Annotated in this window: 13 protein-coding genes; 5 read left to right on the top strand and 8 right to left on the bottom strand. The window is 45.2% G+C overall.

The features are described 5' to 3' along the window. Positions 1 to 48 precede the first annotated feature (48 nt). Entirely contained in the window at positions 49 to 1,137 is a 1,089-nt protein-coding gene (locus tag ACXAFM_RS15315) for a 3-deoxy-7-phosphoheptulonate synthase (protein WP_474832160.1), read from the bottom strand. 428 nt (positions 1,138 to 1,565) lie between these two features. Here ACXAFM_RS15315 and ACXAFM_RS15310 point away from each other — a divergent pair, with 428 nt between their 5' ends. After that, positions 1,566 to 2,282: an enoyl-CoA hydratase/isomerase family protein gene (locus tag ACXAFM_RS15310; protein WP_474835084.1), complete on the top strand. Its 717-nt coding sequence runs from the start codon at positions 1,566 to 1,568 to the stop codon at positions 2,280 to 2,282. Positions 2,283 to 2,391: 109 nt separating this feature from the next. On the opposite strand, the gene ACXAFM_RS15305 is transcribed toward ACXAFM_RS15310, so the two are convergent. The 5 genes from ACXAFM_RS15305 to rpsP all read right to left on the bottom strand — a co-directional run bounded on the left by ACXAFM_RS15305 (position 2,392) and on the right by rpsP (position 5,084). Then, the gene (locus tag ACXAFM_RS15305; protein ID WP_474832155.1) at positions 2,392 to 3,018 is read right to left on the bottom strand and encodes a trimeric intracellular cation channel family protein; all 627 of its coding nucleotides are present in this window, start codon (positions 3,016 to 3,018) and stop codon (positions 2,392 to 2,394) included. Between the two features lie 129 nt (positions 3,019 to 3,147). After that, the gene (gene rplS, locus ACXAFM_RS15300) at positions 3,148 to 3,507 is read right to left on the bottom strand and encodes a 50S ribosomal protein L19 (RefSeq protein ID WP_024015986.1); all 360 of its coding nucleotides are present in this window, start codon (positions 3,505 to 3,507) and stop codon (positions 3,148 to 3,150) included. Between the two features lie 18 nt (positions 3,508 to 3,525). Then, positions 3,526 to 4,287 (bottom strand): tRNA (guanosine(37)-N1)-methyltransferase TrmD, encoded by a 762-nt coding sequence (gene trmD / locus ACXAFM_RS15295; RefSeq protein WP_014948834.1) that lies wholly within the window; start codon positions 4,285 to 4,287, stop codon positions 3,526 to 3,528. Then, positions 4,288 to 4,809, bottom strand: a complete 522-nt coding sequence (rimM, locus tag ACXAFM_RS15290; protein ID WP_474832153.1) for a ribosome maturation factor RimM — start codon at positions 4,807 to 4,809, stop codon at positions 4,288 to 4,290. Positions 4,810 to 4,832: 23 nt separating this feature from the next. Further along, a complete protein-coding gene (rpsP, locus tag ACXAFM_RS15285; RefSeq protein ID WP_014948832.1) occupies positions 4,833 to 5,084 on the bottom strand; it encodes a 30S ribosomal protein S16 in 252 nt (83 codons plus the stop codon). Positions 5,085 to 5,467: 383 nt separating this feature from the next. Between rpsP and ACXAFM_RS15280 the strand changes: the two genes are divergently transcribed. The 4 genes from ACXAFM_RS15280 (at position 5,468) to ACXAFM_RS15265 (ending at position 12,384) form a co-directional block, all read left to right on the top strand. Beyond that, a complete protein-coding gene (locus ACXAFM_RS15280) occupies positions 5,468 to 5,962 on the top strand; it encodes a hypothetical protein (protein ID WP_474832150.1) in 495 nt (164 codons plus the stop codon). Positions 5,963 to 6,260: 298 nt separating this feature from the next. After that, a complete protein-coding gene (locus ACXAFM_RS15275) occupies positions 6,261 to 8,072 on the top strand; it encodes an ABC transporter transmembrane domain-containing protein (protein ID WP_474832148.1) in 1,812 nt (603 codons plus the stop codon). A 144-nt stretch (positions 8,073 to 8,216) separates the two neighbouring features. Further along, positions 8,217 to 9,275 (top strand): efflux RND transporter periplasmic adaptor subunit, encoded by a 1,059-nt coding sequence (locus tag ACXAFM_RS15270; RefSeq protein WP_474832145.1) that lies wholly within the window; start codon positions 8,217 to 8,219, stop codon positions 9,273 to 9,275. Beyond that, the gene (locus tag ACXAFM_RS15265) at positions 9,268 to 12,384 is read left to right on the top strand and encodes an efflux RND transporter permease subunit (RefSeq protein WP_474832143.1); all 3,117 of its coding nucleotides are present in this window, start codon (positions 9,268 to 9,270) and stop codon (positions 12,382 to 12,384) included. Before ACXAFM_RS15270 ends, ACXAFM_RS15265 begins: the two co-directional genes overlap by 8 nt. Before the next feature lie 273 nt (positions 12,385 to 12,657). Here ACXAFM_RS15265 and ACXAFM_RS15260 read toward each other — a convergent pair whose 3' ends face one another. Beyond that, on the bottom strand, positions 12,658 to 13,908 hold the full coding sequence (locus ACXAFM_RS15260) for an alpha/beta hydrolase (protein ID WP_474835082.1): 1,251 nt from the start codon (positions 13,906 to 13,908) through the stop codon (positions 12,658 to 12,660). A 32-nt stretch (positions 13,909 to 13,940) separates the two neighbouring features. Further along, positions 13,941 to 14,333: a TerB family tellurite resistance protein gene (locus ACXAFM_RS15255; protein WP_118489827.1), complete on the bottom strand. Its 393-nt coding sequence runs from the start codon at positions 14,331 to 14,333 to the stop codon at positions 13,941 to 13,943. Between the last annotated feature and the right edge of the window lie 21 nt (positions 14,334 to 14,354).

Raw genomic sequence — 14,354 nt, 5'->3', positions numbered from 1 at the left:
ACGGGCTTGTGGCCAAGATTACATGGCCACATTTGGCGTTACTTGGATTTACGCCACCGTGCGCTTATTTTGGCGTAAGGGTAACACAGTTATTAACTTATCTCTGGTTTGAGATATTAAGTTCTCTGTTGTTTCCCAATCGATACATCCGTCTGTAATTGAAACACCGTACTCAAGCTCTTCAGGTTTCTTGCCTTCTGCTTTTTGATTACCAGGTTTCAAATGACTTTCCAGCATAACGCCAATAATAGACTGGTTGCCTTCTAATATTTGATTGACCACGTTCTGAGCAACCAACGGCTGACGGCGATAATCTTTCGAGGAGTTTGCATGGCTGCAATCAACTACCAAACCTGCTGTCAAACCCGCACCCTGTAGCTCAATTTCACATTCTGATACGCATACAGAGTCATAATTTGGCTGTTTTCCACCGCGAAGAATGATATGACCGTCTGGATTACCGCTGGTACCGATAATACTTACCTGGCCTTGCTTGTTAATTCCCATAAAACGGTGGCCCGACGCTGCAGATTTAAGCGCGTTAATAGCAATATCCAAGCTTCCATCTGTGCCGTTTTTAAAACCTACCGGCATAGAAAGGCCGCTGGCCATCTCACGGTGAGTTTGCGATTCAGAGGTACGCGCACCAATAGCCGCCCAGCTAAATAGCTCAGCAAGGTATTGCGGACTAATAGGATCTAACGCTTCCGTCGCAACGGGTAACTCAAGTTCAGCTAACCAAATTAAAAGCTCTCTTGCTTTGCGAAGACCTGTTTCAATATCAAACGTACCGTCGATATGAGGGTCGTTGATTAAACCTTTCCAACCAGTCGTGGTACGCGGCTTTTCGAAGTAGACGCGCATTACGATAAATAATGTGTCTTTGCATGACTCGTGAAGTTCTTTGAGCTTAAGCGCATATTCTTTAGCTGCTTCAATGTCATGTATCGAGCATGGTCCACACACTACGAGTAGTCGATGGTCTCGGCGATGAATGATGTCAGATACGATTTTTCTAGACTCAGAAATAGCCTCTAACGCTTTGTCTGAAACAGGCAGTTCAGCACTAAGCGCTTCTGGGGTAATAAGTACGTCTTCTGTACTTACGTGAACATTATTAACGGTGTCCTTGATCATGGGAGCTCTCTTACTCTCTTAACTACAAATAAAAACGGAAAATTAAACGCCAAAAGAGTATGCAATCTGCATGTAAACTTTATTGTACAACCAGCTTTTTCTATATTTCTTTAACGTCATTGACTTTTTAACAATTTAAGAATAATAGCGCAAGCAATAACGAATAATACTTTAATCTAGGGTAGATTCGAAGTGAATGAACATGACTGAATGGCAATAGCGCGCACTGCTAGCCCACTTTTTAACCAGCAGTGAGGTTTATTCAACATAACCTCTTTGGCCAAGCACTTTGTATCTGTAATGTATGTTTGAGCGTCCGATCCCCCCGAAGATTTAATGAGATAATTGACCAACATAAATAAGCTAAATTTCTCATCTATCGACAGACTTCGGTATCATAGCGTCATTAGAATAAAAACGAGAAAACGATGCAAAATTTAGCCCTCACGTACACTGGTAATGTCGCTATTCTAACCATGAAAAATGGTGAAAACCGTCATAATCCTCTCTTTGCAAAAGAGATGCTTTCAGCGTTAGAAACCATCGAGCAAAATGAGAGCTGTAAAGCGCTAGTGCTCACGTCAAACGATGAGAAATGCTTTAGCCTAGGTATAGACACAGACTGGCTTATGCCGGCAATGAAAACGGGCCGTACTGAAGAAATAAAGCAGTTCATGCATGACATGGACGAGGTATTCAAAACGCTGTTACTTTACCCCCTCCCTGTTATAGCGGCTATCAATGGTCACGCTTTTGGCAATGGTGCGATTTTGGCGTGCGCTTGCGACTTCAGGTTTATGCGTTCAGATAAAGGGTTTTTCTGTTTTCCAGAAGTCGACTTATCTATTCCCTTTTTACCCGGAATGATTGAGTTTGTTAAAAAGGCGATGCCTTATTATAGGTTTAACGAAATGAAGCTTTCAGGAAGACGGGTTTCCGGTAAAGAATTAGAGCAAGATCATGTGGTAGAGAAAGCATACGATAGCCAAGAAAGTTTGCTAGAAGGGGCACTTAATTACGCTAAAACCTTCGATAAAAAGCGAAGCATATTTGGCGAACACAAAAAACGTCTGCACAGACATATTATCGATACTATCGACAGCGAAAATAAGCCTTTAATAGAAGCACTTTCACTTATGGCGTAGTTATTTATGCGGGACTGGTATTAATTTTTATAAGGCTGTGTATACCGAGAAGTAAACGCAGTCTTACGAAGTAAAATTTATACACGAACTTGCATATTACTATTTTTTCTCAATGCTTTGGCGTCCGTTTTCTGAACAAATCCACATTCACTCCCCAATGAAGTGACGCTATCCGCAATAAAACGGTTACGCCAACAGAGCCCAAAATGCACCAGATATAAGGAATATCTACTGCAAATAGCGCAGCATATGTTAGCCCTCCAGCAAAGCATGCACTCGCATAGACATCACCACGCATAACATAAGGCATTTCTCGGCACACCACGTCCCTCATCAAACCACCGAAGATGCCTGTGGTCATTCCCATAGTTAGTGCGACAATCATCCCAGTGCCGCTGATCAAGGCTTTTTCAATGCCTATGACATTAAATATGGCAAGCCCTATTGTATCAATTAGAATGAAGTAAAGGTTTGAAGGGGATGGGAAGTGACGTATTAATATCACTGTGACGAAGATCGCACTGTAAGTCGCTAGAAGGTATTCGGAGGATTCTACCCAGAATATAGGTTTCCCCAAAAGTAAATCTCTTAGCGTGCCGCCGCCGAGCGCCGTCATAACCCCCACAACTACTATTCCAAAACCATTAATATTCTTTTCGTGTCCTAGCAGTGCCCCGGAAATAGCAAAGAAGGCAACACCAATAATGCCTAGCACAATAAAATAATCTGAGCTCATTCTTTACTCTATTAAGAAACGTTAATGTTTGTATTGAGCAATGAAGAAAAAAGATCGAATTTCACGCACAAAAAAGCCCGCTTAACGCGGGCTTTTTCGAAGTTAACAATAACGCAAGGATTAGTAATCTTAGTTAAGCTTCTCTTTGATACGTGCAGATTTACCTGAACGCTCACGTAGATAGTAAAGCTTAGCACGACGAACCGCACCGCGACGTTTCACTTCAATTGAAGAAACTGCCGGGCTGTGTGTTTGGAACACACGCTCAACGCCTTCGCCGCTAGAAATTTTACGCACGGTAAAAGACGAGTGCAGACCACGGTTACGTTTAGCGATAACAACACCTTCATAAGCCTGAAGACGCTCTTTGTCACCTTCGGTAACGCGAACTTTAACAACTACTGTGTCACCTGGACCAAACGCAGGAACATCAGTCTTTAGCTGTGCTTCTTCGATTTTTTTGATGATATCTTGACTGACTTTGCTCATCATATCCTCTCGTCCTAGTTAACTGTCATCTTGCTGCAGTTGCGCTTGGAATAATTCAAGCAAACGCTGCTGCTCCTCAGTCAGAGCTAGGTGATTTAACAATTCAGGGCGACGCTGCCAGGTTCTACCTAATGATTGCATCAATCGCCACTGCCTAATTTTTTCATGGTCCCCACTTAACAACACGTCAGGTACCTTTTGACCATCGAGTATTTCGGGCCGCGTATAGTGCGGGCAATCCAAAAGACCGTCAGTGAAAGAATCTTCAACTGCTGAAGCTTTATGCCCCAACACGCCAGGAACTAATCGAGCAACCGCGTCCATAAGGACCATTGCTGGTAGCTCACCGCCGCTTAGCACGTAATCACCAATAGAGACTTCTTCATCTACATGGCTTTCAATTACTCGCTCGTCGATACCTTCATATCGGCCGCAAATTAAAATTGTGCGGTCAATGTTAGCAAGGCGCTGTACGCCTGCTTGGTCAAGGGGTTTCCCTTGTGGTGATAAGTAGATCACCTTACTTTTTTCGCCGCCAACTTTCTTGGCAGCTTGTATTGCGTCGGTTAGCGGTTTTACCATCATCAGCATACCGGGTCCGCCTCCGTAGGGGCGATCGTCTACTGTACGATGGCGATCATGTGTAAAGTCACGGGGGTTGAAGGTGTCAACCGATAACGTTCCAGACTTAACTGCTCGACCTATCACACCCTGTTGGGTAAAAGGGGCAAACATATCTGGAAACAGGCTAACAACGCCGAACCACTTTTCCGGTGTCACTTAAAACCCCGGGTCCCAGTCAACTTTAATGACCTTCGCTTCCTTATCCACCTCTTGTACGACTTCGTCGAACACAAAAGGCAATAGTCTTTCTTTTTGACCAAAAGCGTCGCCTACATTTGCTTTAACGTGAATCACGTCGTTAGCACCTGTATTAAACACTTCTTTCACCACACCCAAGTCGTAACCTTGCGTTGTTACTACTTTCATGCCGGTGAGCTCACGCCAATAAACCCCTTCGTCGCCTAAATCAGGCAGCTGTGAAGCATTTATGTTGATATCCAAGTTTTTGATGCGCTCTGCATCATCTCGACTATCAACGCCCATAATTTTTGCAACGAGGCTTTTACCGTGCGGTCGCCACTGGTCAATTTGGTACTCTTTTTCTTCGCCAAGAAACCAAGGCGTGTACTCAAAAATACCTTCTGGCGTTTCTGTATAGCTGTTGATTTTGACCCAACCTTTAACACCGTACGGTGCGCCAATTTTGCCAACAATCACTTTGTCAGACGCTAGACTCATCTATACCACCAGTTAATAACAGCTTACGCTGCAGATTTTTTCGCTTCTTTTACCAAGCTAGAAACGCGATCTGATAAGCTCGCGCCTACGCCAACCCAGTATTCAACACGCTCTAGATCTACGCGAAGACGTTCCGCTTGACCTTGTGCAGTTGGGTTGAAGAAACCGATGTTTTCAATGAAACGACCGTTTCTTGCACGACGGCTATCAGCCACCACTAGTTGATAAAATGGACGCTTTTTCGCGCCACCACGCTGTAAACGAATAGTAACCATAAATGCCTCAAACTCGTTGTAGCGTTACCGTTAACTTAAGCCTTCAAACTACGACTAAAAATTAGACGCCAATTAGAAGGCCGCCGAATTATACGGATATCGCCACCCAATGCAAGTAAAAACCTGACTTTTCCTGTGTTTAGTTAGGCTTTTATTTATAAGAGCATTACTGACGCCGAAATGAGTTTATAACTAACCTATTTCTCGTAAATTTCTGTTAAACATACGATTCTGGTGTATGGTTAATAGTGCACAGGTTTGTTGTGCTAATTGAACAGCCACATGCAGTTTTAAGGATGGCTGCTTAAGATAAGGTTAATTTTAACTAAAGCTTTTGTCTGTCGTAGACATCAGTTTTGGTTTCACGGAGAAGGATTATTCAAATGAAATTGCCATCGCTCTTACTCGCTACTGCCATTGCTCCTCTTTTCGCTTGTACATCTGTATCGGATGTCATTGACCAACAAGCTAACGTTCAACCCAATGAAGCACGTATAGATTTTTTCGCGAATCGCGGCGAAGCTTTTGACAACAAGCGAGAGTACGTAAAACTAATGTGCTTTAATCAGCGTCCAACAAATGCATCAGCGCTGCGGGACGTTGAAGAAGGAGAACATGTTCTATTTGTTCGCGCTATTGTTGTAAATACTGATCTTACTGAAGGTAACACGCGAGAGGCTATTGTTCGACTCGATGCAAATCTAGAGGGCGGTAAGCGATACTCCCTTAACCAGACCCGCGACAACCGCGATATGAAAATATGGCTCCAAGAGACGGATACTGGCGTTCCTGTTAGTGAAATTGTAACAACCCGAGTTGAATACCCAAAATCGGTGGGAGATTTACGCCTTGAACAATGCAAGGAAGGCACAGTTTAAAGAAGAGACTTCTCGCTAGCGCCCGCCTTCTATCATACTAGTCACGCCAAATGACGCAGGGTTGCGCTTGCGTCTTTACCTACCCCAAACAAGTAAATTTTTCTCTCAACTAAACGCTTCGCGTATTTTATTCACTACTTCTTTTGTTCATTTGATTCTCATCCCAGCGTAAATACTGTCGCTGTAGTCGCATTGGTTACGTCCAATGTACACGCTTTACCGTATAATCCAATCATCAAAGTCAAATAGCGCTATAGAGACAGCGCTATAAAGAAGTAACGCACGCAACGAGGTAATTTTGACGACACCGCTACCAACCGTATCAACGAAGCAAGTCTTACAGTGGATTGGCTCACATTTACTTCAATATAAAACGCGAGTTGTAGGCGCTGTCTTTGCCCTTTTTACCGCAGCTATCGCATGGCTTCTGCTTGGACAAGGCATTAAATACGCGATAGATAGCGGCTTTATCGAAAATGCTGCTGATACCTTAAACAAAGCGACGGTTATGGTGCTTGCTATAACTATCATCGCCTGCCTCGCGACCTATGCGCGCTTCTACTTAATGACCTGGCTTGGCGAGAGGGTTAGCGCTGACATTAGAAACCAAGTATATGCGCACCTTCTCTCACTGCCTCCATCATTTTTCGCGGAGCTTCGAACAGGTGAGGTAATTTCTCGATTTACCAGCGACACTACAATCATTCAAACCGTAGTGGGAATGAGTTTATCGATGACCCTACGCTCGGTTGTGACTTTTGTCGGCGCACTCGCGCTTATGACGTTTTCTAGCCCCCTACTCACATTTTGTGTGATCGTCGCCGTACCTGCGGTACTAGTTCCAATTAAGGTACTCGCCCCCCAGGTCCGTCGCTATGCAAAAGAAAGCCAAGACAAAGTGGCAGACCTAGGCGCGCGAATCGATGAAAGTCTCCATGAAATTATGACCGTACAGGCCTATACCGCTGAAAATTCCGAACGACTGCATTTCTCCAAAAAAGTAGAGCTTGCCATGGACGTAGCTAAAAAGCGTATTCACTATCGCTCACTACTTATTGGCTGCATCATGTGCATTAGTATGACGGCAATCATCTTTATTGCTTGGGTAGGCGCAAGGCAGGTACTCGACGGAACCATGACAGTAGGCGAGCTTTCTGCCTTTCTTTTCTATGCCGTTATGGCTGGCGGCAGTGTGGCTACTATTAGTGAAGTCATAGGCGAAGTACAGCGTGGTGTGGGGGCTAGCGAACGTTTATACGAACTATTTACTGAGTCAGCTATCAAACCCGTATCAGATAAGGTGAAGAAAATTACCGAGTCTGAGCGCGCAGAAGAATCTAACCCCAGAGAGGTTGAAAATAAAGTTTCAATTTCCAAGGCTGCCCCAAGAATTCAGTTGGATAAGGTCAGCTTCGCATATCCAAATAGTAAACCTCTGTTTAATAACTTAAACATTGATATACAAGCCGGTGAACGCCTTGCTTTAGTTGGCGCGAGTGGCGCAGGTAAAACCACCCTCTTTCAATTGCTAATGCGTTTTTACGACCTAAGTAGCGGGCAAATTCTGTTTAACGGGATGCCTATTAACAAAATGCCCGTTAATGTACTGAGGCAGCATATTGCGATTGTCACTCAAGAGCCCGTAGTATTTGCAGATACCGTAATGGAGAACATTCGTTATGGCAGCCCTGATGCAACCGACGAGGCCGTTGTGAATGCAGCAAAACAAGCCTTTGCACACGAGTTTATCGATAACCTTGATGAACGCTACAACACTCAGCTAGGAGAACGCGGTGTAAAGCTTTCTGGTGGACAAAAACAGCGTATCGCTATAGCACGTGCAATTTTAGCCGACCGACCAATCTTACTTCTCGATGAAGCAACCAGTGCCCTTGATGCTATGAGTGAGCGTATGGTTCAGCAAGCCATAGATAGATTAATGATAGGCAAAACAAGCATTGTCATTGCCCATCGTCTGGCCACAGTGCAGCATGCTGATCGCATTCTTGTCATGGATAAAGGTCAGGTGGTGGGAAGCGGCGACCACGCCTCTTTGATGAAAAGCGATACCCTGTACAGGGAATACGCTGAACTGCAATTGCTTAGCTGAACCGCCTGTGGTGCTATACGGTACAAATAATACGGTTATCCAATCGGCTATAAATCAACCGGTTTGGTAATACAAAAAATAAAGGGTTTACCGCTCTCCAACAGCGACGAGCAGAGTAAACTTAACTAACGCTACGGGTTTAAAATGAAAAATTCATTCTATGGTGCAATAAAGACATGGACTCGTCTTTGTGCTCTTTTCTTAATAATCTTGCCAAATGCGAACGCGCAGTTTATGGGAGATAGACAAGCGAAGCTTGTTGTGACCAAGCCCATTCAATTTATGAACGAAACACGAAAAGTTGAAGCGGTTGGCAGTGCAGAAGCCGTACGCTCTATCGTGTTATACCCTGCCGTTTCTGATGAAGTAACAGAAATTAACTTCGTACCGGGCCAATCGGTGGAGAAAGGCAAGGTATTGGTTCGCCTTGACGATAGACGGCAACAAACTGCATTAAAGCGCGCTAAGCTTACTCTAGAAGATGCCCAGCGCACGGTAGAGCGCTTGGCCTCAAGCTATAAGCAAGGTGCAGTGCCCGTTAGCGAACTAGACCTAGCACGCACTCAGCGTGATCTTGCTGAGGTCGCATTAGAAGAAGCGAAAGCAGATTTAGAAGACAGACATATTGTCGCGCCTTTTGACGGCATTGTTGGAATTACTGACGTAGAGGTAGGCGATCGGATTAACGAACAAACGGTTATCACCACGCTCGATAATAGAAGCAAGCTTTTTATCAATTTTAAAGCCCCTGAAGCCGCTCTTCCTGTTTTGCTCAATGCGCCGAACGTCACACTTGAACCTTGGAGCGATAAAGAACAACTGGTGAAAGCCGAAATAGCGCAAGTCGATTCTCGTATTAATGAAGCTGACCGCACCCTTCGTGCACGCGCACTATTAGATAACTCATCTGATAAATTCCGCCCGGGTATGAGTTTTAGGGTTAATTTGAGCATTGAAGGTGATCGCTACGCTGCCGTGCCTGAAGCCGCATTGCTATGGGGAGCAACCGGTGCGTATATTTGGCTTGCCGAAGACGGGAAAGCCAAGCGTGTGGATGTAAGTGTCCACCAGCGTTTAAGAGGAACGATCTTAGTATCCGGTGATATCGAAGAAGGTGATGCGTTAATTTCAGAAGGTGTTCAGCGCTTGCGTACAGGTCAAGAAATTACCACTGAATTGGCCGGAGGGCCTCAAGGTGAGTGATCCAAACCTATCGTCTTCAGTCAGTGACCTTCCCTCACTCTCGATACGACGCCCAGTTTTAATTGTTGTTCTCAATCTGCTTATTGCCATTGCAGGCCTTGCCGCTTTAAGCGGGCTTGAGGTTCGAGAACTCCCCGATGTTGATACCCCTCGCGTTACGGTTACAGCGCAATTTCCCGGCGCTTCCCCTGAAACCGTGGATGCGGAAGTTACTGGCCGACTGGAAGGTGCAGTTGCCCGCGTAAGCGGTGTCAAAAATATATACGCGCAAAGCGAAGAGAACTCTGCCCGCGTACGTGTAGAGTTTCGCCCTGGCGTCAACTTAGAAGATGCCGCCAATGAAGTGCGTGAATCTGTAAGTCGCGTACAGCGTCAACTTCCTGAGGACGTAGAGCAAGTGGCAATCATTCGCGCAGACAGCGATGCTCAAGCGGTAGTTAGCCTTGCTATCTCTAGTGATACCCTAGATATGGAAACACTCACCGAGCGCGTCGATACAGACGTAGCGCCTTTGTTTCTAAGCATTCCCGGTGTTGCGGATGTTACCCTAAACGGCGATAGAGAACGTGTCTTGCGCGTATCCGTTGACCCGCTTCGCCTTACCAGCTTTAGTCTTTCCATGAGTGATATAGCCGACGCCCTATCGCTCGCGCCTTTTGATGTTCCCGCAGGCAGTATACAGTCGGCAGAACAGGCGCTTATTGTGCGAGCTGATGCAACGTCAGTCTCGGCAGAAGATGTTGGCAATATTGTTGTAAGTGGTGATATTCGCATTAATGATGTCGCCAGTGTTTACTTTGGCCCCGCCGATACCACCAGCGTGGTTCGCTTAGACGGCACACCAGTAATCGGTGTGGGTGTCATTCGACAAGCTAGCTCTAATACCATAGAAATTTCTGATGAAGTGCTAGCCATGGTCAAAGACCTAGACAAGCGCTTCACCGACATGCACATCACGGTAACGGCTGACGACGCGGAGTTTATTAGAGATTCTGTGAAAGAAGTTGTGATATCGCTTAGCCTTACCGTCGCTTTAGTGGTGGTGACGTTACTGGTATTTATTGGTTCATGGCGCGCTACAATTGTTCCGGCGCTTTCTATTCCTGTATCGCTAGCAGGTGCCTTGGCAATTATTTGGGGCATGGGGTTTTCAATTAATATCCTTACCCTGCTCGCCCTTGTTTTAGCCACGGGTATGATTGTGGACGATGCGATTGTTGTTTCTGAAAATATTCAGCGCCGCAGAAGTATGGGGTTAGGTGCTCGTGCTGCAGCCGTAATCGGCACACGTGAAGTATTTTTTGCCGTAGTGGCAACCACCGCAGTACTTGCCTCTGTATTTATTCCCATTGCATTCCTTCCTTCAACCGCTGGGCGTTTGTTTAGAGAGTTTGGAGGGGTATTAGCAGGCGCTGTCGTTATCTCTTCTTTTGTTGCACTTTCCTTGGTACCTGCGCTTACCGCACGCCTAAAAGTAAAAGAAACAAAAAGCGATGGCTTGTTTAGTAAAACCTTTGGACGCTTTGGTAATGCGTGCCTTGGTGTATATCAAGCTTCACTGCTAAAAGCCCTTAAGTATGGCTGGGTAGTCGGCATACTTAGCCTAGCCGCTGGCGGTGGCGCTTATATATTGTCACAAAATATCGATAATGAGCTTTTGCCAAGCGAAGATAGAGGCACAATTCGGATATTTGCCCGCGGCCCTGATGGCGCTGGTTTGAACTTTATGGATAGACAAGCTGAAAAGATGGAAGAGCTGCTGCTACCTTATGTTGAAAACGGCACCATAGATTCAATTTATACGGTGGTTGGCTCATGGGATCCGAACATTGTATTTATTACCGCACCGCTAAAGCATTGGGATGAACGCGATAAATCACTTCAAGATGTCGTAAACGAAATTCGCCCTAAACTACAGCAAATACCCGGTGCGCCTGGTAACGCCTTTGGTGGCAATAGCCTTAATTTGCGCGGTCAAGGTGGCGGATTGGAGATTGCGCTCACCGGTGATACCTATGAAAACATTTTTCTAGCAGCGCAAAACTTTTCCCGTCAGCTTGAAGAAAAGCTGCCTGAGCTTGGCAGACCCAGAATTAGCTACGACCCTACCCAACCACAAATGCGCGTAAATATAGACCGCCGTCGTGCAGAGGAGTTAGGCGTGCCCCTTACCGACATCGCCAGTACGCTGCGCGCAGCCGTTAATGGCGATGATATCGCCGATTTAAACGTTGGCGACCAAGCTATTCCTATCATGTTGCAAACTAATAACCGCAGTACGCTTGACCCTTCCGAGCTTACCAGCCTGTATGTAAAAAGCGTTGACGGGAATCTAGTACCGCTTTCTAGTGTGGCATTTATTAGCGAAGAAGGCGTTGCTGCTGAACTAGAACGTCAAGCCCAGCGACGGGCGATAAAACTGGAAATGGAACTGCCAGAAGATGTGGCACTTAGTGAGGTGGTAGATCAAATACGTACGCTAGCACTTGATACTTTGCCCGATGGCATCGGATTGGTCTTTTTAGGTGAAGCACAAACCTTTGAAGAAACGTCCAAACAGGTCGCGCTTACCTATATTTTAGCGTTTGTCATCGTTTTGCTTGTGCTAGCGGCACAGTTTGAAAGTGTGAATAGCGCCGTTGTTGTTATGCTTACCGTGCCCTTTGGTATTGCAGCTGCGGTCTACGCGCTGTTTTTAACCGGCACTAGTATTAACATATACTCGCAAATCGGACTAGTTATGTTAATTGGCCTACTTGCCAAAAATGCTATTCTATTGATTGAGTTTGCCGATCAGCTTCGCGATAAAGGTTTTGATATATATGATGCTATTGTGGAAGCAGGCAAAGTGCGTTTACGCCCCATTATGATGACCTTAGTTTCTACAATTCTAGGTGGTCTACCGTTGATACTATCAACAGGAGCAGGTGCTGAAGCACGCAATGCGATTGGCTGGGTTGTGTTTGGAGGGCTGGGTATCGCGGTGGTATTTACTCTTTACCTCACGCCTGTGCTTTACCTAGCGCTGGCACGCTTCACCAAACCTCGTGCAGATGAAAGCGCTAAGCTTGAAAAAGAGATGGAAGAAGCTAACGCTCAGCACTCTTAGAAGGTTCCCGCTTAGGTAGGCGCTGTGCCTATCTAAGCGGTGCTTAATGTTTGCGTCATGTTGACATGCTAAAGCTGTGCTTAAACCCTTTTTAAACCGAGAATAGATAGTCGCTTTGCCAGTCAGAGAGCGTTAGGAAATAAAAGAGACGCCTAAGCCACAGGCGTAGTAACAAACACAATTGTTACTACGCATTGGCTTAGGCGTTTTTAGTTGAAATGCTGCAGAAATACGAAAGACAAATAAATCGCGTTATGAGGACTAAACTTCTTACTAGGTCTTACAAAAAGCTTTAACTTTAGTCTTGCCTGTAAAGGCCAGCAGCTGATCTACCATCCTCTCGAAGTAAGGGTTATACGTGAGCCTTGCATACACTCTTTCTTCTTTATCACTGCTAAGCTTGTTGTTTTCGACCTCTGGTTCAAATCCCCAAGGTCCATACCATACTTCTTCCCCTGCTTTGCAGCGCGCTTCAGCATCACTTCCTTGGCCGTTGTCACAAATGCGAAACCTACTTTCCGTTCCATACAAGGAGTTATGCTTAGAAAAAAGTGTACTCATATGAGAAGCCGCACTAATTCGCTGCTCGGGTAAGTTCATGGTTTGCATAGTGAGTGTATTATCAGGCACTTCAGGTTTCTCCTCTCCCTGCCACAATAGACACTTACGCGGATGAATGAAATTATCTCTAAATTGTTCAGCAATATTTTTGGTATCAACCACGCTGTCTTTTTCGGCCACCACCATTAGCACAGGAAGGTTCAAAGTTCGCTTTCCTTCTGATTGAGAAAACAACTCTTGAAGCACGTTTACGCTTTCCTGATAGGCAGCGAAACCAGGCATAGCGGTGGAATTATAGCGACTTGGATTGTCTTCTTCTTCGACATTAGGCCAAGGAAATAATGAGTCGATATAAGGCGCTAAACGGGACACAAAGAAGCGTGACTTAAAGGCTGGTGAAAAATGCATTAGCCCTTTTATATCAAGTTCTTCAGCCATCGAAAAACTTGCTATTGTGGTCAAATTAGCCCCCGTCGAAAAGCCACCAATGTAGAGATTGTCTACTTCTTCGGAAAAAAGCCGTATGTGATGATTCGTTTCTGACTGCCACTGCTCGTAGCTTACGGATAGCATGTCTCCGGGTTTTGAGCCGTGTCCTGGCAACAGGATGGTTCTAACGTGAAGGCCTTCATTGCACATGGCGTTCGCAACATCACGAAAAAAGTAAGGTGAATCGCCCAATCCATGAACTAGCAAAACGCCAAAATCACTGTATTGCGTGCCGCATTCAAACGGCATGTTCATAAACATTTCTTGTGCTTTGTCGTCAGAAATAAACGCCCTATGTTCAAGCAGGTAGCGTTCTACTTCAATTAAGTAGTTATCAAAAGGTTTTACGCCGACTGGAAAGGCCTGTGCACTGGCGCTGAATTGAGAATTTTGTGACGAGTGGCATCCGCTTAATAAGAACAGCGCTAAACAAGCAGCATATGCGTATGCTGCTTTAGTAGTTAAGTTTGGCATGTTTACCGTGTAGGTCTATTACAATAAAACGATTATTGTAGTGTATCTTTACCCGAAACTAATGCCTTGGCGAGTAGTTTATGGGTAAGTAATGATAGAAGCTCGGTTTCTTCCTCGCTACGCTCGCCATCCACACCGGTAATCGCCATAGCAACTTCTAGTGTTTTTTCTGCGTTAAACGATAAGTCGTTTTTAAGACTTTTTAAGAAAGTAACAGTGTCGCCTGTGTCGATGGCCTTTCGAGCTTGATAAATCGTGTCGTTTAGAAAAGCTTCGCGGCAGATCGGGCTTTGCCAGTCTAAAGACTCAACCATTGCATTCAGGTAGTCTTGTTCTGTCAACGTGACCATTCCATCAACCTGATAGAGTAACACTGAAAGTTTGATTAGGGCTTGGTTAAAACTTTGTTGTTCTGATAATTGCATAACACTCTTCCTCTTCGTACT

It is taken from the genome of Alteromonas sp. ABD4_190 (assembly GCF_056160105.1).
Note: the sequence above shows the minus strand (reverse complement) of the source record. Positions and strands in the feature narration are given on the sequence as shown.

What these genes read in the sequence shown, in the direction of transcription:
- ACXAFM_RS15315 (WP_474832160.1), bottom strand. Translation starts at nt 1,137, where the DNA reads ATGATCAAGGACACCGTTAATAATGTTCACGTAAGTACAGAAGACGTA.
- ACXAFM_RS15310 (WP_474835084.1), top strand. Translation starts at nt 1,566, where the DNA reads ATGCAAAATTTAGCCCTCACGTACACTGGTAATGTCGCTATTCTAACC.
- ACXAFM_RS15305 (WP_474832155.1), bottom strand. Translation starts at nt 3,018, where the DNA reads ATGAGCTCAGATTATTTTATTGTGCTAGGCATTATTGGTGTTGCCTTC.
- rplS (WP_024015986.1), bottom strand. Translation starts at nt 3,507, where the DNA reads ATGAGCAAAGTCAGTCAAGATATCATCAAAAAAATCGAAGAAGCACAG.
- rimM (WP_474832153.1), bottom strand. Translation starts at nt 4,809, where the DNA reads ATGAGTCTAGCGTCTGACAAAGTGATTGTTGGCAAAATTGGCGCACCG.
- rpsP (WP_014948832.1), bottom strand. Translation starts at nt 5,084, where the DNA reads ATGGTTACTATTCGTTTACAGCGTGGTGGCGCGAAAAAGCGTCCATTT.
- ACXAFM_RS15280 (WP_474832150.1), top strand. Translation starts at nt 5,468, where the DNA reads ATGAAATTGCCATCGCTCTTACTCGCTACTGCCATTGCTCCTCTTTTC.
- ACXAFM_RS15270 (WP_474832145.1), top strand. Translation starts at nt 8,217, where the DNA reads ATGAAAAATTCATTCTATGGTGCAATAAAGACATGGACTCGTCTTTGT.
- ACXAFM_RS15260 (WP_474835082.1), bottom strand. Translation starts at nt 13,908, where the DNA reads ATGCCAAACTTAACTACTAAAGCAGCATACGCATATGCTGCTTGTTTA.
- ACXAFM_RS15255 (WP_118489827.1), bottom strand. Translation starts at nt 14,333, where the DNA reads ATGCAATTATCAGAACAACAAAGTTTTAACCAAGCCCTAATCAAACTT.